This is a genomic window from Embleya sp. NPDC127516, from assembly GCF_044765325.1.
In the GTDB taxonomy this organism is placed as follows: Bacteria; Actinomycetota; Actinomycetes; order Streptomycetales; family Streptomycetaceae; genus Embleya.
The window spans coordinates 1-26,849 of sequence record NZ_JBIWJT010000040.1 but is presented as its reverse complement, the minus strand read 5'-3'; the positions used below and the strand labels follow the sequence as shown (position 1 = coordinate 26,849).

The 26,849-nt window shown below is 71.6% G+C and carries 26 protein-coding genes; 8 read left to right on the top strand and 18 right to left on the bottom strand.

The genetic code is table 11. The features are described from left to right. Window positions 1–169: 169 nt before the first annotated feature. Entirely contained in the window at window positions 170–703 is a 534-nt protein-coding gene (locus tag ACIRL2_RS44700; RefSeq protein WP_402240425.1) for a winged helix-turn-helix transcriptional regulator, read from the bottom strand. Between the two features lie 156 nt (window positions 704–859). Here ACIRL2_RS44700 and ACIRL2_RS44695 point away from each other — a divergent pair, with 156 nt between their 5' ends. Together ACIRL2_RS44695 and ACIRL2_RS44690 are read left to right on the top strand one after the other, a co-directional pair. Then, window positions 860–2,014: an acetyl-CoA C-acetyltransferase gene (locus tag ACIRL2_RS44695; RefSeq protein WP_402240422.1), complete on the top strand. Its 1,155-nt coding sequence runs from the start codon at window positions 860–862 to the stop codon at window positions 2,012–2,014. A gap of 141 nt (window positions 2,015–2,155) precedes the next feature. Continuing rightward, window positions 2,156–2,863, top strand: coding sequence for an SDR family oxidoreductase (locus ACIRL2_RS44690; RefSeq protein ID WP_402240421.1), 708 nt, complete (start codon window positions 2,156–2,158; stop codon window positions 2,861–2,863). Window positions 2,864–2,992: 129 nt separating this feature from the next. On the opposite strand, the gene ACIRL2_RS44685 is transcribed toward ACIRL2_RS44690, so the two are convergent. Continuing rightward, window positions 2,993–4,225, bottom strand: coding sequence for a helix-turn-helix domain-containing protein (locus ACIRL2_RS44685; RefSeq protein WP_402240481.1), 1,233 nt, complete (start codon window positions 4,223–4,225; stop codon window positions 2,993–2,995). A gap of 180 nt (window positions 4,226–4,405) precedes the next feature. Here ACIRL2_RS44685 and ACIRL2_RS44680 point away from each other — a divergent pair, with 180 nt between their 5' ends. Next, a complete protein-coding gene (locus tag ACIRL2_RS44680) occupies window positions 4,406–5,347 on the top strand; it encodes an SGNH/GDSL hydrolase family protein (RefSeq protein WP_395864099.1) in 942 nt (313 codons plus the stop codon). A gap of 227 nt (window positions 5,348–5,574) precedes the next feature. Here the strand turns inward: ACIRL2_RS44680 and ACIRL2_RS44675 are convergent, their stop codons facing one another. From ACIRL2_RS44675 to ACIRL2_RS44665, 3 genes are all read right to left on the bottom strand, one after another. After that, window positions 5,575–7,788: a BTAD domain-containing putative transcriptional regulator gene (locus ACIRL2_RS44675; RefSeq protein WP_395864101.1), complete on the bottom strand. Its 2,214-nt coding sequence runs from the start codon at window positions 7,786–7,788 to the stop codon at window positions 5,575–5,577. Window positions 7,789–8,129: 341 nt separating this feature from the next. Then, entirely contained in the window at window positions 8,130–9,545 is a 1,416-nt protein-coding gene (locus tag ACIRL2_RS44670; RefSeq protein ID WP_402240417.1) for a hypothetical protein, read from the bottom strand. Then, a complete protein-coding gene (locus ACIRL2_RS44665; protein WP_161357719.1) occupies window positions 9,542–9,865 on the bottom strand; it encodes a PadR family transcriptional regulator in 324 nt (107 codons plus the stop codon). Before ACIRL2_RS44665 ends, ACIRL2_RS44670 begins: the two co-directional genes overlap by 4 nt. A 38-nt stretch (window positions 9,866–9,903) precedes the next feature. Between ACIRL2_RS44665 and ACIRL2_RS44660 the strand changes: the two genes are divergently transcribed. Continuing rightward, the gene (locus ACIRL2_RS44660) at window positions 9,904–10,029 is read left to right on the top strand and encodes a hypothetical protein (RefSeq protein WP_395864105.1); all 126 of its coding nucleotides are present in this window, start codon (window positions 9,904–9,906) and stop codon (window positions 10,027–10,029) included. Between the two features lie 60 nt (window positions 10,030–10,089). On the opposite strand, the gene add is transcribed toward ACIRL2_RS44660, so the two are convergent. The 6 genes from add to ACIRL2_RS44630 all read right to left on the bottom strand — a co-directional run bounded on the left by add (window position 10,090) and on the right by ACIRL2_RS44630 (window position 17,320). Then, window positions 10,090–11,118 carry an adenosine deaminase gene (gene add / locus ACIRL2_RS44655; protein WP_395864107.1) on the bottom strand — a complete coding sequence of 343 codons (1,029 nt, stop codon included), beginning with the start codon at window positions 11,116–11,118 and terminating at the stop codon, window positions 10,090–10,092. Between the two features lie 130 nt (window positions 11,119–11,248). After that, on the bottom strand, window positions 11,249–12,589 hold the full coding sequence (locus tag ACIRL2_RS44650) for a geranylgeranyl reductase family protein (RefSeq protein ID WP_395864709.1): 1,341 nt from the start codon (window positions 12,587–12,589) through the stop codon (window positions 11,249–11,251). A 159-nt stretch (window positions 12,590–12,748) separates the two neighbouring features. Next, entirely contained in the window at window positions 12,749–13,447 is a 699-nt protein-coding gene (locus ACIRL2_RS44645; protein WP_395864109.1) for a demethylmenaquinone methyltransferase, read from the bottom strand. Window positions 13,448–13,894: 447 nt separating this feature from the next. Further along, window positions 13,895–15,139 carry an amidohydrolase family protein gene (locus tag ACIRL2_RS44640; RefSeq protein WP_395864111.1) on the bottom strand — a complete coding sequence of 415 codons (1,245 nt, stop codon included), beginning with the start codon at window positions 15,137–15,139 and terminating at the stop codon, window positions 13,895–13,897. A gap of 23 nt (window positions 15,140–15,162) precedes the next feature. After that, on the bottom strand, window positions 15,163–16,353 hold the full coding sequence (mqnC, locus tag ACIRL2_RS44635; protein WP_395864113.1) for a cyclic dehypoxanthinyl futalosine synthase: 1,191 nt from the start codon (window positions 16,351–16,353) through the stop codon (window positions 15,163–15,165). 82 nt (window positions 16,354–16,435) lie between these two features. Then, on the bottom strand, window positions 16,436–17,320 hold the full coding sequence (locus ACIRL2_RS44630; protein ID WP_395864115.1) for a menaquinone biosynthetic enzyme MqnA/MqnD family protein: 885 nt from the start codon (window positions 17,318–17,320) through the stop codon (window positions 16,436–16,438). 218 nt (window positions 17,321–17,538) lie between these two features. Here ACIRL2_RS44630 and ACIRL2_RS44625 point away from each other — a divergent pair, with 218 nt between their 5' ends. Then, complete coding sequence (locus tag ACIRL2_RS44625) at window positions 17,539–18,597, top strand: hypothetical protein (protein WP_395864117.1); 1,059 nt, start codon at window positions 17,539–17,541, stop codon at window positions 18,595–18,597. 103 nt (window positions 18,598–18,700) lie between these two features. Here ACIRL2_RS44625 and ACIRL2_RS44620 read toward each other — a convergent pair whose 3' ends face one another. After that, entirely contained in the window at window positions 18,701–19,183 is a 483-nt protein-coding gene (locus ACIRL2_RS44620; RefSeq protein ID WP_395864119.1) for an Asp23/Gls24 family envelope stress response protein, read from the bottom strand. Window positions 19,184–19,416: 233 nt separating this feature from the next. On the opposite strand from ACIRL2_RS44620, the gene ACIRL2_RS44615 reads away from it, so the two are divergent. Continuing rightward, window positions 19,417–20,187, top strand: a complete 771-nt coding sequence (locus ACIRL2_RS44615) for an SDR family NAD(P)-dependent oxidoreductase (RefSeq protein WP_402240412.1) — start codon at window positions 19,417–19,419, stop codon at window positions 20,185–20,187. Between the two features lie 414 nt (window positions 20,188–20,601). On the opposite strand, the gene ACIRL2_RS44610 is transcribed toward ACIRL2_RS44615, so the two are convergent. The 6 genes from ACIRL2_RS44610 to ACIRL2_RS44585 form a co-directional block, all read right to left on the bottom strand. Further along, window positions 20,602–20,844 (bottom strand): chaplin, encoded by a 243-nt coding sequence (locus ACIRL2_RS44610; protein WP_395864122.1) that lies wholly within the window; start codon window positions 20,842–20,844, stop codon window positions 20,602–20,604. Between the two features lie 291 nt (window positions 20,845–21,135). Next, window positions 21,136–21,456 carry a hypothetical protein gene (locus ACIRL2_RS44605; protein WP_395864124.1) on the bottom strand — a complete coding sequence of 107 codons (321 nt, stop codon included), beginning with the start codon at window positions 21,454–21,456 and terminating at the stop codon, window positions 21,136–21,138. Between the two features lie 55 nt (window positions 21,457–21,511). Next, entirely contained in the window at window positions 21,512–21,649 is a 138-nt protein-coding gene (locus tag ACIRL2_RS44600) for a hypothetical protein (RefSeq protein ID WP_395864126.1), read from the bottom strand. An 84-nt stretch (window positions 21,650–21,733) separates the two neighbouring features. Next, the gene (locus ACIRL2_RS44595; protein WP_395864128.1) at window positions 21,734–22,363 is read right to left on the bottom strand and encodes a helix-turn-helix domain-containing protein; all 630 of its coding nucleotides are present in this window, start codon (window positions 22,361–22,363) and stop codon (window positions 21,734–21,736) included. A gap of 122 nt (window positions 22,364–22,485) precedes the next feature. Further along, window positions 22,486–23,049: a GNAT family N-acetyltransferase gene (locus ACIRL2_RS44590; RefSeq protein ID WP_402240409.1), complete on the bottom strand. Its 564-nt coding sequence runs from the start codon at window positions 23,047–23,049 to the stop codon at window positions 22,486–22,488. A gap of 172 nt (window positions 23,050–23,221) precedes the next feature. Next, window positions 23,222–24,598, bottom strand: a complete 1,377-nt coding sequence (locus tag ACIRL2_RS44585; protein WP_395864132.1) for a cystathionine beta-synthase — start codon at window positions 24,596–24,598, stop codon at window positions 23,222–23,224. A gap of 256 nt (window positions 24,599–24,854) precedes the next feature. On the opposite strand from ACIRL2_RS44585, the gene ACIRL2_RS44580 reads away from it, so the two are divergent. Continuing rightward, complete coding sequence (locus tag ACIRL2_RS44580; protein ID WP_395864134.1) at window positions 24,855–25,946, top strand: SGNH/GDSL hydrolase family protein; 1,092 nt, start codon at window positions 24,855–24,857, stop codon at window positions 25,944–25,946. 157 nt (window positions 25,947–26,103) lie between these two features. Then, window positions 26,104–26,849 (top strand): beta-ketoacyl synthase N-terminal-like domain-containing protein (locus ACIRL2_RS44575; protein ID WP_402240406.1); only part of this gene is annotated, 746 nt, incomplete at its 3' end.

Below are 26,849 nucleotides of genomic sequence, written 5' to 3'. Positions count from 1 at the left end.
GGTGAACATGACGCCTCCCGGTGAACGGCCGCACACGGCGTCAGGGTCAAGCGGACGACCCGACAACCGGCCGGCACCCGACCCACGACGCGACGGGTCGGCTCGTCCCAAACCGATCCGGCGCCGCCGCCCACACCCACCCGGGCCCGCGAGGACACCCGCCGGCCCCTCACCCCACCGGTCCCGCCCGGTCCCACCCCTTCGCGTGGACGTGGATCCGCACGCTGCCCGCCTCGACCTCCCGGCCGCAGCCCCGGCACATCACCGCGACGTCCAACTCGTGGTCGCCGTGCTCGAACACCACCGGCGGCTCTTCGGTCAGCCAACGGTCGCCCCAGGAGGCCAGGGTCTGCAATACGGGCGCGAGGTCGCGGCCCTGGTCGGTCAGGTGGTACTCGAAGCGCGGCGGGCGCTCCTGGTAGCGGCGGCGTTCCAGAATCCCGGCCGCCTCCAGCGCGCGCAGCCTGGTGGTGAGGATGTCGCGCGGCGCGCCGGTGTTGCGCGCGATCGCGTCGAAGCGGTGATTGCCGAAGCTCAGCTCGCGGACGGCGAGCAGCGCCCACTTCTCGCCCACCACCGACAGCGTGGCCGCGACCGAACACGGCCGCCCGACCGGGCCGCGTCCGGACCGGGACGGGGCTGCGGAGCCGGCGGCGGGCGCCGTCGAGTCGTCGGCGGACGAACCGTTCGAGGAACCACTCATGACGATCACACCGACAAGGTTGCCATCTCCAACCCACTCGCGCTACGTTGACGAAAAGTGAGTTTGATTTTCCAACTCTATGGCCTCGGACGGCTCGCCGCAGCGCGCGGACGCCGCTGGGCCCGATCGCACGCCCCTGTCGAAAGGCGGCCGCTCATGAGCAACGAGGCGTACATCGTCGACGCCATCCGAACCCCGGTCGGCAGGCGCAACGGGGGCCTCGCCAAGGTTCACCCCGCCGACCTCGGCGCGCACGTCCTGCGCGGCCTGATCGACGGCACCGGCCTCGATCCCGCCGCCGTGGACGACGTGATCTTCGGCTGCCTCGACGTGATCGGCCCGCAGGCCGGCAACGTCGCCCGCACCTCCTGGCTGTCCGCCGGTCTCCCGACGAGCGTCCCGGGCACCACCATCGACCGCCAGTGCGGCTCCTCCCAGCAGGCCGTGCACTTCGCCGCGCAGGCCGTACTCAGCGGCACCGCCGACGTCGTGGTCGCCGGCGGCGTACAGAACATGAGCGCCGTGCCGATCTCCGCGTCGCTGCGCGCCGGACGGGAGTTCGGCTTTGAGACCCCGTACGACGGCGCGCAGGGCTGGCGGGACCGGTTCGGCGACCAGGAGATCACCCAGTTCCGCGCGGCCGAACTGATCGCCGAGCGCTGGGGTCTGACCCGGGAGGAGATGGAGACGTTCGCGATCACCTCGCACGAACGCGCGCTGCGCGCCCAGCGCGAGGGTCGCTTCGCCAACGAGATCGTGCCGTTCGGCGAGGTCACCCGGGACGAGGGCCCGCGCGAGCCGGACCTGGCCAAGATCCGCTCGCTGCCCACCCTGCGCCCCGACGGCCGGATCACCGCGGCGCTCGCGAGCCAGATCTCCGACGGCGCCTCGGCCGCCCTCGTGGTCTCCGAACGCGCCCTGCGGGTACACGGATTGCGCCCGCGCGCCCGGATCCATCACCTCACCGTGCTCGGCGACGACCCGGTGATGATGTTGACCGGACCGATCCCGGCGACCGCCCGGGCGCTGGAACGCACCGGCCTGTCCCTGGACGACATCGACCGGGTCGAGATCAACGAGGCGTTCGCGTCCGTGGTCCTCGCCTGGCAGCGCGCGACCGGCGCGGACCCGGAGCGGGTCAACGTCAACGGCGGTGCGATCGCGCTCGGCCACCCGCTGGGCGCGAGCGGCACCAAACTGCTGGCCACGCTGCTCAACGAACTCGAACGCAGCAACGGCCGCTACGGCCTGCAGACCATGTGCGAAGGCGGCGGCATGGCCAACGTCACCATCATCGAGCGCCTCACCTGATCCACTCGTCCGCCCGCCTCGACCGACGGCCCACGACCCGGCGACCCGGCGACCCGGCGACCCGGCGACCCGGCGACCCGGCAGGCAACCCGTCGCCCCGTACCGCGGTTCCACTCTCCCGATCCCGAAAGAAGCACCCGCATGAAGATCGCAGGTTCGGTAGCCCTCGTCACCGGGGCCAACCGCGGCCTCGGCCGCGCCTTCACCCGCGCACTGGTCGAACGCGGCGCGCGCACCGTATACGCCGGCGCCCGCGACCCGGGCACCGTCACCGACCCCGGGGTCGTGCCGATCGAGCTGGACATCACCGATCCCGACCAGGTGGCCGAGGTCGCCCGCCGACTCGACGACGTGGACCTGCTCGTCAACAACGCGGGCGTCTCCCGCGCCGCCTCGTTCCTGACCGCGGAGAGCCTGGACCCGGCACGCGCGGAGATCGAGACCAACTACTTCGACACCCTCTCGCTGAGCCGCGCGTTCGCCCCCGTCCTGGCCCGCAACGGCGGCGGCGCGCTGGTCAACATGCTCTCCGTGCTGTCCTTCATGACCATCCCCCGAGTCGGCTCGTACAGCGCCTCCAAGGCCGCCGCCTGGTCGCTGACCAACGCGTTGCGCCTCGAACTCGCCGCCCAGGGCACCCTGGTGGTCGGCGTGCACGCGGGCTTCATCGACACCGACATGGCGGCGGGCGTACAGCTGCCCAAGATCGCCCCGGCCGACGTCGCCGCGCAGACCTTCGACGCGGTCGAGGCCGAGCTGTACGAGGTCCTCGTCGACCACTACAGCCGCGACGCCAAGGCTGCCCTGTCCGCCGACCCGGAAGTGCTGTACCCGGCCCTTCGCCGCTGACCCGACGGTGCTGTACCCGGCCCTTCGCCGCTGACCCGACGGTGCTGAACCGGCTCTTCGGCACCGACCCGAAGGGGCGAACCGGCTCTTCACCGCCGACCCGTCCGCACAGCACGAAACGCGCTCGCTTCAGGCACCCCCGAGTCCCCCGCCCACTCCGTCCGTGCGCAGAGTGCGCCGGGCCACCAGCGCCGCGTTCAGGCGATGCAGGTCGTCGGCACGGCCCGGGGACAACCCGGTGAGCCCGGTCACCCGGCGGATGCGGTAGTCCACGGTGTTCGGGTGCAGGTGCAGCGTCGCGGCGGTGGCTCGGCGGTCGCGGCTGTGGGCCAGGTAGGTCTCCAGCGTCAGCAGCAGTTCGGGCCTGCGGTCGAGCGGCGCGAGCAGGCCGGCCAGACCGGGCAACGCCGCGCTCGGGCGGCTGAGTTGGTAGTCCAGCAGCACGTCGGCGAGCAGGTACAGGCCGGGGCCGCGGCCACTGCCGCGGACCAGGCGCAGCACCTCGGCGTTGCGGTCCACCGCGTCCGGGATCCCGGTCGGCTCGGTGAGCGCGGCCGACGCGGTGATCGCGGTGTCGGCCGCGTGCGCCGCGTGTGCGATCAGGGCGCGTACCTCGGGCCAGCCCGGCGCGGTGTCCACCGGCAGCAGCACCGTCCCGCCGCGCGGGTCGAGCGCGGCCAGCGCGGGCGCGCCGGTGAATGCGTCCAGGGCCCGCCGGATCCGGCGCAGCTTGCGCCGCGCGGCGATGACCGCGCACGGACCGGGCCTGGCCTCGTCCGGGTGCGCGGCCAGGGCCAGTGTCAGCACCAGGTACCGGGCCGCCGGGCGCATCCCCGTCCGCCCGGCGACCGCGTCCGCCGATTCGCCCGCCAACAACGCCGCGAACAGCTCGTGCCGGCCGCTCTGTTCCGGGCCGGCCGCCAGTCGGCACGCCTCCAGATAGGCCGAGCTGACCGCCGTGACGATGGCCCGCTGGAGCCCGAGCAGGTCGGCGAACAGGGCCAGGACGTCAGCGAGTTCATCCGGGCGGGCCTGACCGGTGATCTCCCGCCAGCACATCTCCACGCCGATCTGATAGGCGGTCAGAATCGCGTCGAGCGGTACGCCCTCCTCCGCCCGTTGGGCCGCCGAGGCGCGCTGTGGCGCGAGATCGGCGTCGCAGGCCGCGAGCCGGCCCTCCACGACATCGGCGAACAGGCGCACGGTGTGCTGCACGATCTCGGCGATGTCCCCGGCCAGTTCCTCGGCCGGCAGCGCCGCGTACGCGGGCAGCTCGGCGGGCAGCCGGTCCAGCACCTCCCTGGTCAACCGCGGCGCACCGGCCCGCAGTCGGGCCGCCACGGGCCGCCCGCCGATGCGCAGCGGGCCGCGCCGCGGTCGTTCGACGGGCGGGCGCTCGCGGGTGGTGGGCGCCCGGTCACGCGGCGGGTTGTCACGTGTCACAGGGACCTCCCGGAAAGTCTGTGTTACTCACCAGTTAAGCCGCTGTGTCCGAGTCTGCATGATGACGCGTGGGACATTCCACGACCGGCGGGAGTCGTCATGAACTCTGCGGCACGCATGAGGAGTCGGCTGCACAACAGTCCACGGAATCCACCCGGCCGGCTGCGCCGGTTCGGGCGCGGGACGGCGGCGGCGATCGCGGCGAGCGCACTGGCACTGGCCGGTCTGGTCGCCGCGACCGGGCCGGCGGGTGCGGCGGATCGTCAGGTCTACGTCGCGCTCGGCGACTCGATGGCCTCGGGTCCGCTGATCCCGGACATCACCGGGCCGCTCGCGTGCGGTCGGTCCACCAACAACTACGCACACGTGCTCGCCGCGCGCCTGAACGTCGCCGAGCTGCGCGACGTGACCTGTAGCGGTGCGGACAGCAACGACATGACCTCGCCGCAACACCTGTCCCTCGGCGGCATCGACATGGGCGAGGCACCGCCGCAGTTCGACGCGCTGAGTGCGGACACCACGCTGGTCACCCTCACCATCGGCGGCAACGACGTCGGCCTGGTCGGCGTGGCGCAGGGCTGCGCGACGCTCAACCCGTTCGCGACCCCGTGCAAGGACAAGTGGACGGCCGGCGGCGTCGACCAGATCGCGCAGCGCATCGACGCGTTCGCGCCCAAGCTCGGCGCGGTGCTCGCCGGGATCCACCAACGCGCGCCCCAGGCAAGGATCGTGGTCACCGGATACGGCCTGTACATCAAGCCCGGCGGCTGCTGGCCGTACCAGCCGGTCCTCGGCGTCGACGCGGACTACCTCCAGGGCAGCGTGAACCGGCTCAACACGGCCATCGCCGCCCAAGCCGCGGGCCACGGCGCCACCTACGTGGACGTGGCCGGACCGAGCACCGGGCACGACGCCTGCCAGGCCCCCTCGGCCAAGTGGGTCGAGGGCTACGTCCCCACCGACCTCGCGGCCCCGCTGCACCCCAACCGCCGAGGCGAAGCCAACTACGCCGCCATCATCGCCCCGCACATCCCGGCCTAGCCTCGACCGCGACGCACTCCGCACCGCACCGGCACGGCGCGGACGCGGGGTGCGTCGCGGCGTGGGCAAGGCTCCCGGAAGAGCTCCGCCGGCAGGAACGACGCGCACCGAGAAGGCCGTTCCGACCCCTCGGAGCAGGCCGTCCCGTCCGGCCGGGCCGGTCGGACGAAGCGCTCGGCCCGAAGCGGTCGATCCGAAGCCGTCGACCCCGAGAGGCCGCCACGCCCCTATCCCTGGCTGTGGTCCCCCGACTGGGCAAGCGAGCGCTCGACTCCCGCCTCCATCTCCTTGCGGGCCGCGTCGTCCGCGGCCCCCGACCGCTCGAAGGCCGTCAGCGCGCCCCGCCACAACTGCGCGGCCTCGCGATACGCGAAGTGGATCTCCGCGTCGAGCGCCGCCAAGCGCGCGAAGTGGGTGGCCTTCGCCGCCGTCGCCCGCGACGCCGAGGCCAGGTAGTGATGCGCCAGCGCGGCCACGTCCCGAGGCCGCACGGCCTCGATCGCCTCGGCCGTGCGCGCGTGCATCCGGGCCCGGCGAAGCTGGGACAGGTCCTCGTACAGCGTGTCCCGCACCAGCGCGTGGGTGAACCGCAGTTGGCCCGCGTCCGGCTCGACGAGCAGCCCGGTCAGCAGCGCCGACTCGACCGCGTCCAGCACGGTGTCCTCGTCCGCGTTGCCCTGCGCCAACAGCACGTCCACGTCGATGTCCCGGCCGAGCACACAAGCCTGCTTGAGCACCTCCTGGGCGGCCTTCGGCAGCCCCGCGACATGCCGCCGGATCACGTCCCGCACCCCGACCGGGACCTCGGACACCGCCGCGTGCGCGCCCTCGGCCGCGAGCACCCGGGCGGTCTCCAGGACGTAGAACGGGTTGCCCGCCGTACGGTCCACGATCGCCCGTACGGTGTCCTCGTCGATCGCCGCCGAAACCGCGCCGCGCACCAGGTCGGCGACCGCCTCCGGGGCCAGGCCGGTGAGTTCGACGCGTTCCGGGCCGCATCGTGCCAGCCGGGCGAGCGCGTCGGCGAGCAGGTCTCCGACCTCGTTGTGCCGGTAGGTGACCACGAGCAACACCCGCCCGGCCGCGTCCCGGTCGGTGGCCAGGTGGCACAACAGCGCCAAGGTCTCCTCGTCCGCGCGGTGCACGTCGTCCAGCACCAGCAGCCACGGCGTCTCGGCGGTGGCCCGGGCCAGGTAGCCCACCACCGCCTGATGCAGCATCAACTTCGCCGCGGCCTGATCGCCGACCGGGACGAACGAGTCGGCCAGCAAGGGTGCGAGCACCCGCGCGGTCTCCTCGTCCGGCGGACTCACCGCGGCGAGCGTGCGCAACATCTGGGTCCACGGCCACCCGGCCGGTGCACCGCCGGACTCGGGGCAGCGCCCCCAGGCGGCCCGCCAGCCCTCGGCGGCCAGCAACTCCCGTACGTGCTCGGTCAACGCGGTCTTGCCCTCGCCCGGATCGCCGCTGACCAGGGCGACCGAGAGCCGCCCGTCGGCCCGCTTCGCCGCGGCCAGCAGGGTCGCGGTCTCCACCGCCCGGCCGATCAGGGTGGTCGTCCGCGGCACGAATCCGTCCTCCGTCGCCTCGTCGGCAGCCTGCGCCAGGCCCGGAACCTCACGCGGCGCGGCGGTCCCGGTCGCCGTTCCGGCCGGGGTCGACACCGCTGCCGGGGCGTCCAACTCGGCGGCGTGCGCCAGGATGTCCGCCTCCAGTCGCTGCAACCGCGCCCCCGGCTCGACGCCCAACTCCTCGCGCAGCGCGGTGCGTACCCGGCGCAGCACGGCCAACGCGTCGCCCTGACGCGCGCATCGGTACATCGCCAGCGCGAGCAATCGCCAACTCTCCTCGCGTAGTGGGTGGGCCGCCGCGTGCGCCTCCAACCCCGGCACGATCCCGGACGCCTGCCCGATCGCGAGCCCCGCCTCGGCCCGGCGCTCGACCGCGACCAACCGCAGTTCCTCCAGCCGCGCCGCCTCGGGCCGGGCCCACGGCTCGTCGGCGAACTGCGCGTACGCGGGCCCACGCCACAGGTCCAGCGCCGCGGTCAACTCACGCAGCGCCTCCTCGGCGGTACCGGCCGCCAACAGGCCGCCGGCCCGGTGCACCAGGGCCTCGAAGCGCCACGCGTCGACCTCGTCCGTGCCGACCCGGAACGCGTATCCGGGCGGCGCGGTCACCAATACGGTCGAGGGCGTACGCGGCGCGCGGTCGGGTTCCAGCGCACGGCGCAGGTGCGACACGAAGGTCTGTACGGAGCCGAGCGCGCGATGCGGCGACTCGCCGTGCCACAGGTCCTCGATCAACCGGTCGACCGGTACGACGTGCCCCCGTGCCAGGACGAGCCGAGCGAGAACGGCCCGATGGCGCGGGCCGCGCAGGTCGGCCGGCCGGTCACCGTCCCACGCTTCGAGCGCTCCCAGAACACGAAACGTCAGCATGGATAAGAGACCTTACTGATGCGTCACGAGCGGCCGAGCGGCGGCCGGGGCTGAAGTCGTCCGGCCGTTGTCCCACGCCGCGTTCAACGCTCACTCGACGTCCGTTGAACACCCTTGCCGCCCTCCTGCCGCGCACTGGACATCGACCGGACGCGGTTGCGCCCGGCGTCGATCCGCCCCGCGCGGCGCCGAGCCGAGGACGCCGGCTGGGCCCGGTGTACCGGCTGCCGGCCCATACCTCACCCGGCCCGTATCACGATCGGCCGCCCGGGACCGGCGGTCCCGACCGCCGGTCCCGACCGCCGGTCCCGGGACCCGAGTCGGGGCCCGGGTCCCGAGTCTCAACTCCCGCTCTCCGCGGGAGCGGTCGCCGACTCCCCGGTCTTCGGACCCGCCTGCGAGGCGGGCGGAGCCGAGTTCGGCGAAACGGGCGGGGTGGTCGGGCTCGTGGGGCTCACCGGCGGGTTCGCCGGGTTCACCGCGCCCGACGCACCGGCCGAGGGAGGCGCCGACGGGACGGTCTGCGGCGGTTGCCCACCGCCCTGCGGAACCTGCGCACCGGACTGCGGTGCCGCGCCCGGCATCGGGTTCGCCGCGGGCTGCCCGCCCGGTCGGACCGGGATCGCGATCGTGAAGGGCGCGGTGCCCTCCTCGACGCGGCACTTTCCTGTCGCCGAGTCGCCGACGACCCGAGGCTGCGGGAACGGCAGGCTCTCCCGGTTGGGCACCACGGACTGGTTCGTGGGCCCGCAGTAGCGTTCGTACTGGTCGCCGACGATGCCGAGTTGCTTGCCGTTGTGGTCGAAGAGCAGGACGTCCTTGAGCGGACGCCCCTGGGCGTCGAAGGGATAGATGTTCTTCAGCGGTCCCCCGCTCTCCGTGGTCAGCAGGGCGCTGCCGTCCAGCGGGTGACCGTCCACGGCCGAGTAGTAGTTCGACCGTGGCGGGGCGTTGTTCACGTACTCGGTCGTGCTCTCCGGTGTCAACTGTCCCGCGGCGAGCATCCCGATCCCCGCTCCGATCACGAGCGCGTTGATCGGCACCGCCGCCCACAACAGCCGACGGTCGTGTGCCGCACGCGGCCCCAACCACAACGACCCGGCCAGGGCCAGGACACCGGCGGCCACCGGCCACCACACACCGCCCGCGAGGACCCGCACGAGCACGACCACGATCAGCGCCCGGGTGACCCACCACGCGCTTTGCAGACCGATCAGAAACCGTACGGGTTCCGCCCAGCGGCCCGTGCGCAAGGAATCCCCGAGAGTCCTCGCACGTTCGGTGATCGACAGCGCGGCGATCTCGGGCAGTCCCGGCGCGCGACCACGCAGCCACAACGCGTTCAGCGCCTCGACAGCCAGGCCGAGCAGGCACGGAAAGATCCACCACCGCTCCTGCCCGCCCTCGGCGGCACCGATCCCGATGCCGGTCACGAACGCCGCGCCGAGCGCCAGGAACAGTCCCAGGCACAGGAGTTCGACCTTGCCGATGCGGGACAGGGGCCTCGTTCCGGTCGGCGTCAGCGGCGGATATCCGGCTGCCGCCCGCAGTTCGGCCGCGTACTCGTGCGGGGTGCCCAGTCGGGCGCGCAGCGACTCGGAGGTGACCACTTCGTCGAGTTCGGCGAGCACCTCGCTCAGGTTCACCTCGACGTCGTCCAGGATCTCCTCCGCCTCGGCGACCGGCAGGTCGGCCAGAATGCGGGCGACCTCGAGGCGGTAGTCCGCCGCGACGGGGTGCAGTGCGGTGTCCTTCATCGGGTCTCCCCCACCAGTTCCGACATCGTCCGGGCGAACGAGTTCCACGTGTCGGTGGACTCCCGGAACCGCAGCCGGCCCGGCTCGTTCAGCGCGTAGTACTTGCGGTTCGGGCCTTCGTCGCTCGCCACCACATAGGACGTGAGGAGTCCGGCGTTGTACAGCCGACGCAGCGTGCCGTAGACCGAGGCGTCGCCGACGTCGTCGAGACCGGCCTTGCGCAGTCTGCGCAGTACGTCGTAGCCGTAGCCGTCCTCCTCGCGCAGCACGGCGAGTACCGCCAGGTCCAGCACTCCCTTGAGCAACTGACTCGGATCCATGACGCCTCCAGCTCTTGTGCGTTGCACGGTACCACGCAATGCACAGTAGTGCGGAGAATGTTGTTCCGGGACGTTCCGGACCGGTCGCGGGCGCCGTGCGCGTCGAGAGCCTCGACTTCAAGAACGTCGCGGACCTGGGCACCTGGGTCGCGCCGCTCCCCTAGCCCGCACGGTCCGACAGTCGAACTCCCGTGCGTACACGGGAGTTCGACCCATGTCGCGGCTCAGCTCGCGGTGTTCGCCAGATACGCGTCCAACTCCGCCACGTACCCGTCCCGCACATCCTCCGGCAACCACGAGATCGCGAACGCGTTGTACTCGAACCGCGCCACCTCGGCCCGGCTCAGCCCCAGGTCGGCCTGGGTGCGCTCGAGGTTCTCCAGGACGTACGCGTCCATGTAGGCGGGGTCGTCCGAGTTGATCGTGACCAGGATGCCCTCGTCCAGCATCCGGCGGATCTCCGCGCCCTTGATGCCGTCCACCACGAAGGAGTTCGAGACCGGGCACACGGTCAGCCCGAGCCCGCGCTCCTTGATCGCCGCGACCAGCTTCGCGTCCTCCAGCGCGTTCGAGCCGTGGTCGATCCGGTCCACGCCGATGTCCTCGATCGCCTGGCGGATGTGCTCGACGCTGTTCTCCTGGTCGACGTCGCAGTGCATGGTCAACCGGTAGCCCTCGGCCCGCGCCCGCGCGTACACGGCGGCGAACTTGGCCGGCGGATTGCCGCGCTCGTCCGAGTCGAGCCCGATCCCCACGATCCACTCCCGGTACGCCAGCGACTGCACCAGGGTGGCCATCGCGTACTCGGCCTGGAAGTCGCGCAGGAAGCACATGATCAACTGGGCCCGGATGCCCAGCTCGCGCCGGGCGTCACCGATCGCCCGGGTCAGCCCGCGCACCACCACGTCGAACGGCACCCCGCGACCGGTGTGCGCCTGCGGGTCGAAGAACATCTCCACGTACCGCACGTTCTGCGCGGCGGCCTTGCGCAGGTACGCCATCGCGAGGTCGTAGAAGTCCGGCTCGTGCACCAGGACCCGCATGCCCTCGTAGTACACGGTGAGGAACGACGCGAGGCTGTCGAACCGATACGAGGCGCGCATCTCCTCGACCGAGGAGTACGGCAGCTCGATCCCGTTGCGCTCGGCCAGCGTGAACTTCAGCTCGGGCTCCAGCGTGCCCTCGATGTGCAGATGCAGCTCGCACTTGGGCAGTCCGGCGATGAAGTCGCGCATGTCGCGGGCGTCTTGCATGGGAGCAGTCCTCCGGAGTCGTAGTGATGGTGCGCCGCCGAGCCAAGCACACCACCACTACGCACGCACTACGCGCATCACACACGGGCTGCGCGCGGACCACCCGCGCGGCACGCCCGCACCACACGCCTCACGCCGCGGGCGCGATCCGCACCATGCCGTTGATGATCCGGTCCATCGCGTCGCCGCCGCGCGGGTCGGTCAGGTTGGCCAGCATCTTGAGCACGAACTTCATCAGCATCGGGTGCGGCAGACCGTGCTTGGTGGCGAAGTTCATCACCCTCGGGTCGCCGATCAGCTTCACGAACACCCGACCCAGCGTGTAGTAGCCGCCGTAGGTCTGCTTGAGGATGCGCGGGTAGTCGTGCAGCGCGCGCTCGCGTCCCTCGGGGGTGAGCCTGGCCACCGCCTGGGTGATCACCTGGGCCGCGATCTCGCCCGACTCCATCGCGTAGGCGATGCCCTCGCCGTTGAACGGGTTGACCATCCCGCCCGCGTCGCCGACCAGCAACAGGCCCTTGGTGTAGTGCGGTTGACGGTTGAAGCCCATCGGGAGGGCGGCACCGCGGATCGGGCCCTCCTGGTTCTCGTCGGAGTAGCCCCACTCCTCGGGCATGCCCGAGACCCAGCCCTTGAGCAGGTCGCGGTAGTCGATGTCCTTGAACGCGGCCGAGGTGTTCAGCAGGCCCAGGCCCACGTTCGAGGTGCCGTCACCCATGCCGAACACCCAGCCGTAGCCGGGCAGCAGCTTCTCCTGACCGTCGCGGCGGTCCCACAGCTCCAACCACGATTCGAGGTAGTCGTCGTCGCTGCGCGGGGACTTGAAGTAGGTGCGCACCGCGACACCCATCGGTCGGTCCTCGCGGCGGTGCAGGCCCATCGCGAGGGAGAGCCGGGTCGAGTTGCCGTCGGCGGCGACCACGATCGGCGCGCGGAAGACGGTCTCCTCCTTCGAGCCGTTCATCCGCACGTTGACGCCCACGATGCGGCCGGTGCGATCGTCCAGGATCGGGCCGGTGACGTTCGCGCGCTCGTACAGCTTGGCGCCGGCGGACGCCGCCTGGCGGGCCAGGATCTCGTCGAAGTCGGCCCGCTTGCGGACCAGACCGTGCGCGGGATAGCTGGCCAGATCCGGCCAGTCCAGTTCCAGGCGCATGCCGCCGCCGAGGATCCGCAGACCCTTGTTCGGCAGCCAACCGGCCTCGACCGAGGTGTCCACACCCATCGCGATGAGCTGCTTGGTCGCGCGCGGGGTGAGCCCGTCGCCGCAGACCTTCTCCCGGGGGAACTCGGTCTTCTCCAGCAGGATCACGCTGACGCCGGACTTGGCCAGGTGGTACGCCGTGGTCGATCCGGCCGGACCGGCCCCGACCACGATGACGTCGGCCTCATGCGTCGAGTCGGCGCGCTTGGTGGTTGTGACGGGCGCTGCGTCGGTCACGGACGACTCCCCTGGAAGTCTCTGCGGCAGTACCGAAACCGGGACGGTTCCGGCCGGACAAGTCTATGAGGAGCGGGCGGCGGGCCGGCCTGTGGCCACTCGCCGGGCACGGGACCGGCCTGTGGTCCACCCCGCGGGATGCCACGCCGGCCCGCGCTCACCCGCGCGGGCGCGGGACCGACCCGTGGGTCACGCGGACGGCCGGAAGCCCCGATGCAGCGCGACCACACCGCCGGTGAGGTTGCGCCAGGCCGGGTTCACCCACCCGGCCCCGCCGATCAGCGCCGCGAGGCCGGCCTGGTCGGGCCACGCGCGGATCGACTCGGCCAGGTACACGTACGCGTCCGGGTTGCTGCTGACCGCGGTGGCCACCGGCGGCAGCGCGCGCATCAGGTACTCCACGTACACCGTCTCGAACGGACGCCACGTGGGCCGGCTGAACTCGCAGACCACCAGTCGGCCGCCCGGCCGGGTCACCCGCAACATCTCGCGCAGCGCGCCCTGGGTGTCCTCGACGTTGCGCAGGCCGAACGAGATGGTCACCGCGTCGAACGTGGCGTCCTTGAACGGGAGCCTGGTCGCGTCGCCCGCGGTGAAGGGTAGTTCGGGGTGCTTGCGCTTGCCCTCGCGCAGCATGCCCACCGAGAAGTCGCACGGCACCACGTCCGCGCCCGCGTCCCGGAAGGGCAGCGAAGAGGTACCGGTGCCGGCCGCGAGGTCGAGCACGCGCTCGCCCGGCCGGGCGTCCACGGCCCGGGCCACGGCCTTGCGCCAGGACCGGTCCTGGCCCATGGACAACACGGTGTTGGTCAGGTCGTAGCGCGCCGCGACCGCGTCGAACATCGACGCGACTTCACGCGGTTGCTTGTCCAGGGATGCTCGAGTCACCCGGCCATCATCTCGCGCCGGACCGGGCCCTTGTGCCGTGGGGCGGACAACGCACCGGGCGGGCCGCGTGCGATACGCGACCCGCCCGGAATCGATCGTGTCCTGCGTCTGCGTCACCGACGGCCGACGCCACCGCCGACGCCGCGCCGGTTCGCCCCGACGCCGCCACCGACGCGGCCGATCCGGGCGCCGATGCCGACGCCACGGCCGCCGCCGGTGCGTCGACCCCTGCGGCTCGGGGTGACGGCGCGAACGATGGAACGAATGCGGGTACCGACGGACATGATGTGCCTCCTCATCCCGGACGGACAGGGCCCGGGTCGGTAAGTGGCCTTTGCGAATACCGTGTCGTTCTGACCGAGCGCCTGCCCCGGGTCCGTGGGCGTATGCGCGACCATGCCGAAACGATCGTGCGACCTCCGCCGACCGAACGTCCGCCCGGCCCGCTCAGCGCCGATGCACCAGCCGCCCGCCGAGCACCGTGGCCACACACGACCCCGTCCCGTGCGTGACCAGCGCGGCGTACGGATCACCCTCCGTCGGCACGTCGAACACCGCGAGGTCGGCGAGTCCGCCCGGGCGCAGCGTGCCCGCGCCGGCCAGCCCACCCATCGCCGTCGCACCGCCGATCGTGACCGCCTCGACCAGGCGCCGGTCCAGGTCGTCCGCGCGATATCCCTGACGGACCGCCAGTTCCCGGACCGCCGCCGCTTCTTCCCACAGGTCCAGGGACGGCGAGGAGGCGAGCGAGTCGGTGCCCAGCGCGATCGGCGCACCCTCGGCCAGGTAGTCGGCGACCGGCGGCTCACCCGCCGCCAGGATCGCGTTGGAGCGCACGCACAGCGCGACGGCGGTGCCCTGTGCGCGCAGCAGCGCACGATCCTCGCCGGCCAGGTGCACCCCGTGCGCGACGTGTACGTCCGCGCCCAGGCCGGCGAACCCGTCGAGGTAGGCCGCCGGGCCGGCGCCGCTGCCGCCGTCGAGCAGCTCCAGGGCCATCCCGATCGCCCGGTTCATGTCCGCGAACCGGCCGGTGCCGTGTCGGATGAACTCCGCCTCGTGCGCGGTCTCCGCCAGGTGCGGGTGCAGTCGCAGACCGCGCTCGCGCGCGATCGCCACACACTCCTTGAACACCGACGTACCGACCGTGAACGGCGTGTGCGGCGAGACCCCCAACGCGCGCCCGCCACTCGCCCCGTCCAACGTCTCCAGGAAGGCCGCGCGCCGCCCGCCCGTCCACATCGCGTCGTCCGCGATCACCTCGACGTAGCTGATCCCGCGCAGCCCCGACCGCCCCACCGGCACCAACACACAGGGATCGGTGACCACGTCCGCCGCCGCCGTCGTCCCCGACCGCAGCATGTGATGCACCCCGCGCCGCGCGCTCTCCTGCCACATCACCTCGGAGAAGTCGGCCCGCCGCGCGGTCAGCGTGCGAATCCACTCCGGAAACGCCAGCCCGGACAACGCCAGATCCCCGAAGTCGGTGTACTGCAGATGCGCGTGCGCGTTCACCAGCCCCGGCGTGAGCACCCCCCGCCAGACCCGCTCGCGCGCCCCCGCCGACGCCAACTCCCCCCGTGAGCCCACCGCGACGATCCGGCCGTCCTCCACGAGCACGGCCCCGTCGCGGATGGGCTCCGCGTCGACCATCGACAGGACAACGGGCGCGACATGCAAGGTCAACGACATGCGCCCATCATCGCAAGCCGCTTTCAGCGCGCGTCGACGACCTTGAGCAGGGGGCGGGCGGTGCCGCCGTCGAGGGCGGTGGAGGAGAAGTGCGAGACGACCTTGTCGTCGACCGGGTCGTTCGCCGGGTCGTCGTGCACGATCAGGTGGTTGTAGGTGGTGTCGCGCTGGGCGGGGATCCGGCCGGCGGCGCGGATCAGGTGCAGCAGCTCCATCCGGTTGGAGCGGTGCTTGGCGCCGGCGGAGGAGACCACGTTCTCCTCCAGCATCACCGAGCCCAGATCGTCCGCGCCGTAGTGCAGGGTGAGCTGGCCGGCCTCCTTGCCCGTGGTCAACCACGAGCCCTGGATGTGCGCGACGTTGTGCAGGAACAGCCGGGCGACCGCGATCAGGCGCAGGTATTCGAGCAGGGTGGCCTGCGTCTGCCCCTTCAGGTGGTTGTTCTCCGGCTGGTAGGTGTACGGGATGAAGGCCCGGAAGCCGCCTGTGCGGTCCTGCACGTCGCGGATCATCCGCAGGTGCTCGATCCGCTCGGCGTTGGTCTCGCCGGTGCCCATCAGCATCGTCGAGGTCGACTCCACGCCCAGACCGTGCGCGGTCTCCATGATCTCCAGCCAGCGCTCGCCGGACTCCTTGAGCGGCGCGATCGCCTTGCGCGGTCGCTCCGGGAGCAGTTCCGCGCCGGCGCCCGCGAACGAGTCCAGGCCCGCGGCGTGGATCCGGGTGATGGCCTCCTCGATGCCCACCCCGGAGACCTTGGCCATGTGCGCGACCTCGGACGCGCCGAGCGAGTGGATCACCAGTTGCGGGAACTCGGCCTTGATCGCGGCGAACGAGCGCTCGTAGTACTCGACGCCGAAGTCCGGGTGGTGCCCGCCCTGGAACATGATCTGGGTGCCGCCGAGTTCGACCGTCTCCGCGCACCGGCGCAGGATGTCGTCGATCTCGCGGACCCAGCCCTTCTCGCTCTTGGGCGGGGCGTAGAACGCGCAGAACTTGCACGCGGTGACGCACACGTTCGTGTAGTTGATGTTGCGCTCGATGATGTACGTCGCGATGTCGACGGTGTCCGCGTAGCGCAGGCGCCGCGCGGCGTCGGCTGCCCGGCCGAGCGCGTGCAGCGGCGCGTGGACGTACAGGGCGAGTGCCTCGTCGGGCGTGATCCGCCCACCGGTGGCGGCCCGGTCCAGGACCGGCTGGAGATCGCTGCTCACGGGGAAGCCTCCGCATGGAACGAATACGAGTGGAACGAATGCCAGTGGAACAAAAGCTCGTGAACGAGCCTATCCGGCCCGCTCACGGCGTCGGCGGGGCGTCGAGCAGGGTCACCCGCACATCGGCCGGATACCCGGTGTCGTGCGCGGTTCGGCGGGCGAACTCGGCCATCCCCGCCAGGTGGCGCTCGCCGAGCGAGTAGTCCAGCGCCTCGGTGTAATAGCGCTCCAGGGTGGCCGCGTCGAACGCCTCCCACCGGGCCACGTGCTCGCAGACCTTGTCCACCTCCTGCATGCACAGGTCGCGGGACTCCAGGAAGGCGCGGTGCACCGCGTGCACCTCGGCCGGATGCGCGGCGAGGAACTCCCGGCGGGCGGCCCACACCGCGAACACGAACGGCAGTCCGGTCCATTCCTTCCACTCGTACGCGAGGTCGTAGACCAGCAGGCCCAGTCGCGGCGCGTCGTACAGCGTCGCGCGCAGCGCGACGTCGCCGATCACCACCGCGGCGTCCGCCTCCTGCATCATCAGGCCGAGGTCGGGCGCCGAGGTGAAGAACTTCGGCCGTACGCCGTACTTCTCCTCCAGCAGCAGCCGGGCCAGCCGGACCCCGGTCCGGCTCTGCGAACCGAGCGCGACCCGCGCCCCGTCCAACTGCTCCACCGGCACCTGGCTGACCAGCATGACCGACATCACCGGTCCGTCGGCGGCCACCGCGATGTCCGGGAGCACCACCAGGTCGTCCGCGTGGCGCAGGAACTCGACCACGCTGATCGGAGCGATGTCGAGGTCGCCGCGCACGAGGGCGTCGTTGAGGTTGTCCGGGGTGTCCTTGGTGAGGTCCAAGTCCACCAACGAGCCCGTACGGGCCAGACCCCAGTAGATGGGCAGGCAGTTGAGGTACTGGATATGGCCTACCCGGGGTCGCCGGCGGCCCGCTTGCGGCGCGTTGTCCACAGTGTCCATCCGAGCAGGTTATGCCCGGGTGCGCGGATCGCCGGTACCGACCCGGACCGTCGCACCGGGACGCTCCCGCGTCGTCGAACACTCCCGTGCCGCCGCCCGCCCGTGTCACCGAACAGGCACAACACCGGGCGGGTGGCAGTGGCAGCGGCGCGTGGGTGAGATTCTCGAAAGCCGGGCCGATTCCACGGCGGTCCGACCACGACGACGGAGGAAGCGCGATGCACTCGTCCCCGGGCTCGTATCCGGGCCAGGGTGGCGGCTACCCGCCCCCGCCCCCGCCCTACGCGGCCACGCCCGCCCCACCGCCGCCGTACGATCCGGGCGGTCCGTACCAACCCGGTGGACCCGGCGGCGGTGGCGGCCCCCACGGCCCGCCGTCCCGGCAGCCCTCGCGGCCCGCGTACGGCGCGCTGCGCGGCACCGTCGCCGGGCTCAGCCTGGTGCTGGCGGTGCTGCTGACGATCCCGGCGCTGTCCGCGCTGTGGCTGCGCTGGGAGGTGGTCTCCGAGCAGGGGTTCACCGACAACGCGGTGGCGCTGATCGACGAGTCGGCGATCCGCACCGAGGTCGCCCGGCTGATGACCGACGAGGTGATGAAGCAGCTCCCGTCGAACGTGCGCAGCCAGGTTCCGCGCGGTGTGGTGCAAACCGCGGTGACCGAGGAGATCGGCAAGCCCGCGTTCAAGGCGATCTGGAAGGACGGCATCGCCACCGCGCACGACGTCGTGATGTCCTCCCTGCTGGGCCGGGACAGCAAGAACGTCACCTCCGACGGCGACAAGGTCGTGGTCAACCTCAAGAGCCCGCTCGACGCGATCGTCGCGCAGCTCAACAAGTCCGGCATCCCGGTGTCGAAGGCTGGTCTGCCGACCACCATCCCGATCGACCTGGCCGAACTGCCGCACGCGTCCGAGGCCGAGCAGAGCCGGGACGCGCTCCAGGCCGTGGACGACGCGGGCAAGTGGCTGCCGATCCTGGCCCTGGTACTGCTGGTGGTCGGCCTGGTGGTCGCGGTGAACCGGTTCCGCGCGCTGGTGATGACCGGCGTCGGCCTGTTGGTCACCAGCGGCCTGCTGTTGATCCTGGTCTCCGCCGCGAGCAGTCCGGTCGCGGACGAGCTGGCCACCCGGAACACCTTGAACCGGGACGGCATCGAGGCGATCTACACCGTGTTCACCGACTCGCTGACCACGATGGCGTGGTCGGTGCTCGCGGCCTCGATCGTGGCGATCGTGGTGGGCGCGGTCGGGCTGGGCATGCGCGGCCGGCGGCGCTGACCGCGCGACGCGAACACGGGGAAAGGGCGGGCCCGGTGCGATCCGGGCCCGCCCTTTCCCTGTGCGTCGGGGCGACACGGCCCAAGGGCCGCGCGCCCGGGACTCAGGCCAGGTTGCGCGAGGACGTGTCGTCGTCGTCCTGCTCGATGTGGATGTCGTCCACGGAGATGTCCACCTCGACCACTTCGAGGCCGGTCATCCGCTCGATCGACTCGATCACGTGCTCGCGCACCGCCGCCGCGACCTCGGCGATCGGCGCGCCGTACTCGACGATCAGGCTCAGGTCGACCGCGCACTGCTTCTCGCCGACCTCCACACTGACCCCGCGCGCGACGTCGGGACGACCGCCGGGTACCGCCTTGCGCATCGCGGCGAACGCCCGCGAGACGCCGCTGCCGAGCGCGTACACCCCCGGGATCTCGCGCGCCGCCAAGCCGGCGACCTTGGCCACCACCCCGTCCGCGATCGAGGTCCGACCCCGATCCGTGGCCAGCGCGGTCACCTCGGTCAGGTGTCCGGAGCCGGTCTGTGACCGCTCCGGGCGGGCCTGGGTCTTCTCCGGTGTGCGGGCGGGTGAGTCTGCCATGACTGGAACCTCGTCTTTCGCCGCTTCGTGAGGGGTGGGGGCTCCCCTTCACATGAGGTCTGACCCCTTCCCGATCGGTTCGTCACGCAATCCGGACGAATTAATCCGATCGGCCGCACGGCTGCGGTGGAACATGTCTCATTTCACGTACCGCCAACCGTTCAGGAGGCTTGATCCCGCTGTACGAACAGCTTGTGATGGGACCCGTACACCCCGTCCAAGGAGGAAACACTGTGGAGCGGTTCCAGGATCGGCGCATCATCGTCACCGGTGGCGGCTCGGGCATCGGCCAGGCCACGGTGCTGCGGCTGCTGAGCGAGGCGGGCACGGTACACGCGGCGGACGTCAACGCCGACGGGCTGGAGAAGACCCGCGCGATGGCGGCGGAGAAGGGCCTGGAGGCCCGGCTGAGCACGAGCGTGCTGGACGTGTCGGACGAGGACGCGGTCGGCGCCGGAGTAGCCGAGATCGTCGAGCGCCTGGGCGGCCTGGACGTGCTGGTGAACGCGGCGGGGATCCTGCGCGCGGGACACACCCACACGTTCCCCCTCGAAAAGTGGAACCGGATCATCACCGTCAACCTGACGGGCACCTTCCTGATGACCCGCGCCGCACTGCCCCCGCTCCTGGAAACCGGAAACGGCGTGATCATCAACTTCAGCTCGACCTCGGCGAGCTTCGCCCATCCCTACATGGCGGCGTACGCGGCCAGCAAAGGCGCGATCGACGCCTTCACCCACGCGATCGCCCTCGAATACAGCCGTCAGGGCCTGCGCGCGGTCAACGTCGCCCCCGGCAGCATCTCCAGCGGCATAGTCGACGACACCCCGAACCAGGTCCCCGACGACGCCGACTGGGAACTCTTCGCCAAACTGATGCCCATCATCGGCGAAGGCATGGCCTCCCCCGACGTCATAGCCGGCATGATCGCCGCCCTGGCCTCCGACGACGGCAAATTCGTCACCGGCACGTCCCTCCGCATCGACGGCGGCACCCACGCCTGACCCCAAACCCACCCTCACCACCGGCCGGGCCCCACCGGCCCGGCCGGCACTTGAGGCCAATCAGCCCAGCCGGCGCTTGAGGCGAACCAGCCCGGCCGGCGCTTGAGGCCAATCAGCCCCGCCGGCGCTTGAGGCGAACCAGCCCCGCCGGCACTTGAGGCCAATCAGCCCCGCCGGCGCTTGAGGCGAACCAGCCCCGCCGGCACTTGAGGCGAACCAGCCCGGCCGGCGCTTGAGGCGAACCAGCCCCACCGGCGCTTGAGGCGAACCAGCCCCGCCGGCACTTGAGGCGAACCAGCCCGGCCGGCGCTTGAGGCCAAACAGCCCGGCCGGCGCTTGAGGCCAACCCAAAAGCCAGAGGGCGCCGTCCCGGGACCGGTTGCCCCGTACAGCGCCCACCGAAGGTGCGAATGTTCAGCCGTGGTTGATGCAAACGTTCCCGAACGCCGGGTTCAGCACGCCGACCAGGTTGACACTGTTGCCACACAGGTTGACCGGAACGTGCACCGGCACCTGGATGTTGTTGCCCGACGCGACACCCGGCGAGCCGACCGCAGCACCATCCGCCTCGGAGCCGGCGTGGGCCGCACCCATACCCGCGGCGAGAATGCCGCCGGCGGCGACGGTGATGAAGGCCGCCTTCTTGACCGTGTTCATACTTCCTCCATGTCACAGTGCCGCACGAACGGATGCGGCACGTGGGACAACGAAGGCCGCGACGATGGGCAACGCCCCGCCGTCCGGTTGGCCGCCGATTCACCCCTACGTGGACGAATGCCTCCGCCGTACGCCGGCGCCGGGCGCGGGCGCACCACCGCACCACCGCAACGGTCGGCGCCCCGCGGAGCGGACGCTTCGCGGGGCGCGGGGGGACGATCGGATCTGCGTACGGTCTGCGGGCATCGTGGCCGCGCCCGGGCGGCGGCGAGGCCCCGAGTCGATGGGACGTCAGGCGTCCTCGTCGTCCTCGTCGTCGTCCTCGGGCAGGTACTCGGCACCCTCGGACTGCCAGCCGGCCTCGCTCAGTTCGGTACCGGCGATGTCCTCGACGAGGCTGAACGGGTCGATCAGGTACGAGACGGACTCGGCCAGGTCGCTCTCGATCGCGGCGGTCGCGTCGGCCCGGTCGCCGGGCGACAGCTCCTCGTCCGCCTTGACGCTGTCCAGCGCCGCGGCACGCAGCGCGTCGGCGTCGGTGACCTCAAGCACGATTTCGAGGTTGAGCCGGATGTAGCGGGTCGTGGAGTCGGAGGAAGTCGCGTTGTCCATGAGCGCGAGCCTACGGGCCCGCGCCCGGCCGTCGGCGCGAGGACGCGCCGCACACTCAGCGGTGGCCGTAGGTCACCGCGGTGAACATCAGCGCACCGAACACCACGGAGAATCCCAGGATGTAGATCGCGATCCGGATCCACATCCCGGCCGCCCGGCTCTTCTCACTCTCCATCACGAACTCCTCGGACATGGGCGCGCTCGGTCATCGAGCTCGGACAGCGGTCGCACATCGTCAAGTACTCGGACACGCGCGCCACGCACCCACGCGCGCCGCTCACACATGCGCCGGCAGACACGGCGAGAACGCCACCAACGCGGGCGCCGCGTGGACCATCAGGAACTCGACCGACAGATACGCGTCGGCCGACTCCATCCGATGCGCGAGCCCGGAATCGAAGTGCGCCACATCGCCGGGCGCGAGCAGGTGGGTGGCCCCGTCCAGGGTCAACCGGAGCTGGCCGCTGAGCACGTACAGCCATTCCTCGCCCGGATGCACCCGCGCCGGCCCGTCCGCGCGCCCCGCCGGCACCCGCACCCGCAGTGCCTGCATGCCGCGCCGCGGGCTGCCCACGCGCCAATAGGTCCAGCCGTGCGCCTCGACCGGTTCGGCCGCGCGGGCCCGGACCACCGGCTCGGCCGAGGCGCTGTCCTCGCCGAGCAGTTCGGAGACCGTGGTGTTGTAGGCCCGGGCCAGGGTCAACAAAGCGGGCAGCGACGGCTGTCGGCGCTCGTGTTCGAGCCGGGAGAGATAGGCGACGGAGAGCCTGGTCAGCCGCGCGGCCTCGTCGAGCTTGAAGCCGTTCGCCCGACGGGCCGCGCGCAACCGCTCACCGAGGCCGGTCGGTACCGCCTCGGCGGATGCCGGGTCCGGCTCGTCCATGTCGTAGCTTGGGGTGGCGACCATGCTTCGAGGCTAGGCAGGCGCTGACCAATGAGGCAATTAACTTGCCTGAGAGGCAATTTTCTCCGGCCCACCAAGCCCCGAATCAGGCAAAGCGGCGGAAATCCCACCGCTCGCCGATCGCGTCAGGCGCAGCGGTCCGAAGCGAGCACCCCCGGCGGCACGTCGGCCGCCACGAGCACCACACCGTCCTCGTAGCCGCGCCGGCTGACCAGCCCGGCCCGATCGAACAGGGCGAGCATCCGCCGATTCCACGGCAACACGTGCGCGCGCACCTCGCGCACCCCACGCACGGCCGCGTGCTCGACCAGCGAGCACAACAGCGCGGTACCGAGCCCGTGCCGCTGCCACCCGTCCTCGACCAGCAACGCCACTTCGGCCACCGGCTCGTGCGCCGGGTGGAAGAGGGTGGCCAACGCCCCGATCGAACCGTCGGGCGCGACCGCCACCAGACTCACCCCGTGCTCCGGCACCAGCAGCCGACCCAGCGCGCTCTCCGGCAACCGGGGCGCCGACGTGAAGTAGCGCAATCGACGGGTCTCCGGGGAGCAGCGCTCGTGCATCGCGCGCACCTGCGCGGCGTCCTCCGCACGGGCCTGCCGCAACCGTACGTGCGACGGCCACTCGCCCGCGCCGACCTCGCTCACCGTGGTGAGCCGGGCCCGACCCCGCACCGAAATCGCCGTCATGTCCCTACCGCCTCTCGCCACCGGAGCGGTCCCCTCGTGGTCCGTTCCCCGTCGAACCCCACGGTGTCGAGGCGGTGTTACACATCGACTACGTGTGCGTGTCCGGAGCGAACCGATCCGATGACGTCGCCGCCCCGGTGGCGAAACACGGCGGCCTGCGCCGTGAGCGGGACTAGCCCGCCAGGTGGCCGAGCAGGTCCTGCCGGGTGACCACACCCTGCGGCTTGCCGTGCACCAGCACCAGCGCCGCGTCGGCCTGCTCCAGCACCCGTGCGAGCCGCGCGATCGGCTCGCCGGAGCCGACCACCGGCAGCGGCGCCGACATGAACTTCTCCAGCGGGTCGCCCGTGGCGGCCCGGCCGGACACCAGCGCGTCCAGCAGGTCGCGCTCGGCGATCGAGCCGACCACCTCGGCGGCCATCACGTCCGGGTGACCGGCGCCCGGCTTGACCACCGGCATCTGGCTGACCCCGAACTCGCGCAGGATCGCGATCGAGTCGCCGACGCTTTCCTCCGGATGCACGTGCACCAACGCGGGCAGGTCGCCCTGCTTGCGGGCCAGGATGTCGGCCACGGTGGCCTCGTTGGGGTCCGCGTCCAGGAAGCCGTAGTCGGCCATCCACTCGTCGTTGAAGATCTTGCTGAGGTAGCCGCGCCCGGAGTCCGGCAGCAGCACCACGACCACGTCGTCCGGCCCGAGCCGCTCGGCCGCGCGCAGCGCCGCGACCACCGCCATCCCGCACGAGCCGCCGACCAGCAGGCCCTCCTCGCGGGCGAGCCGACGCGTCATCAGGAACGAGTCCCGGTCGGACACCGCGATGATCTCGTCCGGCACCGCGCTGTCGTACGCGGTCGGCCAGAAGTCCTCACCGACGCCCTCGACCAGGTACGGCCGGCCGGAGCCGCCCGAGTACACCGAGCCCTCCGGGTCGGCGCCGACCACCCGCACGCCGCCGTTCGAGACCTCCTTGAGGAAGCGCCCGGTCCCCGAGATGGTGCCGCCGGTGCCGACGCCGGCCACGAAGCAGGTGATCCGACCGTCGGTCTGTTCCCACAGTTCGGGACCCGTGGAGAGGTAGTGCGACTCCGGGTTCTGCGGGTTGGAGTACTGGTCGGGCTTCCACGCGCCGGGCGTCTCGCGCACCAGTCGGTCCGAGACGTTGTAGTAGGAGTCGGGGTGCTCGGGGTCGACCGCCGTCGGGCAGACCACCACCTCGGCCCCGTAGGCGCGCATGACGTTGATCTTGTCCATGCTGACCTTGTCCGGGCAGACGAACACGCACTTGTATCCGCGCCGCTGCGCGACCATCGCCAGCCCGACCCCGGTGTTGCCGGAGGTGGGTTCGACGATCGTGCCGCCGGGACGCAGCGCGCCCGACTGTTCGGCCGCGTCGATCATCCGCACGGCGATCCGGTCCTTGACCGAACCACCGGGGTTGAAGTACTCGACCTTCGCCAGCACCGTCGCCGACAGCCCCGAGGTAACGGAGTTGAGCTTGACGAGGGGGGTGTCCCCGATCAGGTCGAGCATGGATTCGTGGTACCGCACGGAACCTCCGCCATGAGTGCGCATCAGCCGGGGCCGGATGGCCCAAAATCCTCACATTGCGCTAACTTCTCCCAGCCTAGTCGCCGCCATCGCGCCGGACGCGACACAGCGCACACGGCCCGCGCCCACGCCGCGCGCCCCACCGCGCCCCCTGCCGGCCGTCCACACACCTGACGGTCGGTTAGGGTCGGCTTGGAGTGCGCGACGGGGAGGAGCCCGAGGTCTTGTACACGACGGCCGGTCACGGGGTCCGACGATGATGCGTACGCGCATGGCCCGCCGAGTGGCCGCCGCGGCGGCCTTCGGCGGTGGCGGTGTGGGCGTGCTGACCGGGGCGATGTTCGCGGTGCTGTACACCGAGGCGAAGATGGCCCGCCGCACCGTGGGCGAACCCGACGGCGAACCGCCGACCGCCGACGGGATGTACGGCGATCTCCCGGGCGAACCGATCACGTTCGCGGTGATCGGCGACTCCACCGCCGCCGGTCTCGGCGTCGAGAACCCGATGCAGACCCCCGGCGCATTGCTCGCCTCCGGCCTGGCGGCGGTTGCCGAAGTGCCGGTACGGCTGGTCAACGTCGCGCTGTCCGGCGCCCAGTCCTCTGATCTGGAGCGTCAGGTCACCCTCGCGCTCCGGCACGAGCTCGACGTCGCGATGATCATGATCGGCGCGAACGACGTCACCCATCGGATGCGCCCGGCGGAGTCGGTGCGCCACCTGGAACAGGCCACCCGTCGGCTGATCGCCTCCGGCGTCGAGGTGGTCGTGGCCACGTGTCCCGACCTGGGCACGATCGAGCCGATCGCGCAGCCGCTGCGCTATCTGGCCCGGCAGTGGAGCCGCAATCTGGCCGCCGCGCAGACCATCGCCGTGGTCGAGGCGGGCGGGCGTACCGTCTCGCTCGGCTCGCTGCTGGGTCCCGAGTTCCTGGCCCGGCCCAAGGTGATGTTCGGCCCGGACCGCTTCCATCCCTCGGTGGAGGGTTACGCGACCGCCGCGATGGCTTCGTTGCCCTCGTTGTGCGCCGCGTTGGACCTGTGGCCGCTGGACGAGGTGAGCCCGGACAGCTTCCGCGGCGAGGGTGTGCTGCCGATCGCGCAGGCCGCGATCGAGGCCGCCGCCGAGGGCGGCACCGAGGTGACCGGCACCGACGTCGGCGGTCGCGAACGCGGCCCGCGCGGCCGGTGGGCGCTGCTGCGGCATCGGCGTCGCCGGCAGATCCCCACCCCCGCGACGGTGGACCCGGAGGCCGAGCCCGAGGCCGCCGCCGAGGGCGATTCCGAAATCGCACCGACTGCGCCGACCCCCTTCGAGGATGCCCGGGGTAATCTGACCGAAGAAATCTGACTGGTCGTCAGTTATGGCGTGGGGCAGGTCGCACGATCCGCCCCTCCCACTTTTGGCTACCAGGCAGTAACTTCAAGCGTCAGTTGCGCTTCCGTGACGACGAGAGTCCCTGCCGGGTCCTCGTACCGACGGCCGCGAAGACCACCAAGGAGTCCCGATGCCCGAAGCAGTCATCGTCGCCACCGCCCGCTCCCCCATCGGTCGCGCCTTCAAGGGTTCCCTGAAGGACCTGCGGTCGGACGACCTGACCGCGCTCATGGTCCGCGCCGCCCTGGACAAGGTCCCGGCGCTGGACCCCAAGGACATCGACGACCTGATGCTGGGCTGCGGCCTGCCCGGTGGCGAGCAGGGCTTCAACATGGGTCGCAACGTCGCGGTCATGCTCGGCTACGACCACCTGCCCGGAACCACCATCACCCGCTACTGCTCCTCGTCGCTGCAGACCACCCGGATGGCGATGCACGCGATCCGCGCGGGCGAGGGCGACGCGTACATCTCGGCCGGCGTCGAGATGGTCACCAGCACCCGGGGCAAGGGCAGCAGCGACTCGATCCCGGACACCAGGAACCCGCTCTTCGCCGGGGCCGCGACCCGCACCACCGAGGCCGTGGAGAAGGGCTCGACCTGGGCCGACCCGCGCGAGCAGGGCCTGCTCCCGGACGTGTACATCGGGATGGGCTTCACCGCCGAGAACCTGGCCCAGCACAAGGGCATCTCCCGGGCCGAGCAGGACGAGTTCGCGGTGCGCTCGCAGAACCGCACCGAGCAGGCGATCGCCGACGGCTTCTGGGCCAAGGACATCACCCCGGTCACGCTCGCCGACGGCACCGTGGTGGCCAAGGACGACGGCCCGCGCGCGGGCACCACGCTGGAGGGCATCTCCGGGCTCAAGCCGGTCTTCCG

Coding starts and splice junctions, on each gene's coding strand:
- ACIRL2_RS44625 (WP_395864117.1), top strand. CDS start 17,539: ATGCACTCGTCCCCGGGCTCGTATCCGGGCCAGGGTGGCGGCTACCCG.
- ACIRL2_RS44665 (WP_161357719.1), bottom strand. CDS start 9,865: ATGGATCCGAGTCAGTTGCTCAAGGGAGTGCTGGACCTGGCGGTACTC.
- ACIRL2_RS44620 (WP_395864119.1), bottom strand. CDS start 19,183: ATGGCAGACTCACCCGCCCGCACACCGGAGAAGACCCAGGCCCGCCCG.
- ACIRL2_RS44590 (WP_402240409.1), bottom strand. CDS start 23,049: ATGACGGCGATTTCGGTGCGGGGTCGGGCCCGGCTCACCACGGTGAGC.
- ACIRL2_RS44640 (WP_395864111.1), bottom strand. CDS start 15,139: ATGTCGTTGACCTTGCATGTCGCGCCCGTTGTCCTGTCGATGGTCGAC.
- ACIRL2_RS44700 (WP_402240425.1), bottom strand. CDS start 703: ATGAGTGGTTCCTCGAACGGTTCGTCCGCCGACGACTCGACGGCGCCC.
- ACIRL2_RS44610 (WP_395864122.1), bottom strand. CDS start 20,844: ATGAACACGGTCAAGAAGGCGGCCTTCATCACCGTCGCCGCCGGCGGC.
- ACIRL2_RS44660 (WP_395864105.1), top strand. CDS start 9,904: ATGCACAGTAGTGCGGAGAATGTTGTTCCGGGACGTTCCGGACCGGTC.
- ACIRL2_RS44680 (WP_395864099.1), top strand. CDS start 4,406: ATGAACTCTGCGGCACGCATGAGGAGTCGGCTGCACAACAGTCCACGG.
- ACIRL2_RS44605 (WP_395864124.1), bottom strand. CDS start 21,456: ATGGACAACGCGACTTCCTCCGACTCCACGACCCGCTACATCCGGCTC.
- ACIRL2_RS44695 (WP_402240422.1), top strand. CDS start 860: ATGAGCAACGAGGCGTACATCGTCGACGCCATCCGAACCCCGGTCGGC.
- ACIRL2_RS44595 (WP_395864128.1), bottom strand. CDS start 22,363: ATGGTCGCCACCCCAAGCTACGACATGGACGAGCCGGACCCGGCATCC.
- ACIRL2_RS44670 (WP_402240417.1), bottom strand. CDS start 9,545: ATGAAGGACACCGCACTGCACCCCGTCGCGGCGGACTACCGCCTCGAG.
- ACIRL2_RS44630 (WP_395864115.1), bottom strand. CDS start 17,320: ATGGACACTGTGGACAACGCGCCGCAAGCGGGCCGCCGGCGACCCCGG.
- ACIRL2_RS44675 (WP_395864101.1), bottom strand. CDS start 7,788: ATGCTGACGTTTCGTGTTCTGGGAGCGCTCGAAGCGTGGGACGGTGAC.
- ACIRL2_RS44690 (WP_402240421.1), top strand. CDS start 2,156: ATGAAGATCGCAGGTTCGGTAGCCCTCGTCACCGGGGCCAACCGCGGC.
- add (WP_395864107.1), bottom strand. CDS start 11,118: ATGCAAGACGCCCGCGACATGCGCGACTTCATCGCCGGACTGCCCAAG.
- ACIRL2_RS44600 (WP_395864126.1), bottom strand. CDS start 21,649: ATGTCCGAGGAGTTCGTGATGGAGAGTGAGAAGAGCCGGGCGGCCGGG.
- ACIRL2_RS44580 (WP_395864134.1), top strand. CDS start 24,855: ATGATGCGTACGCGCATGGCCCGCCGAGTGGCCGCCGCGGCGGCCTTC.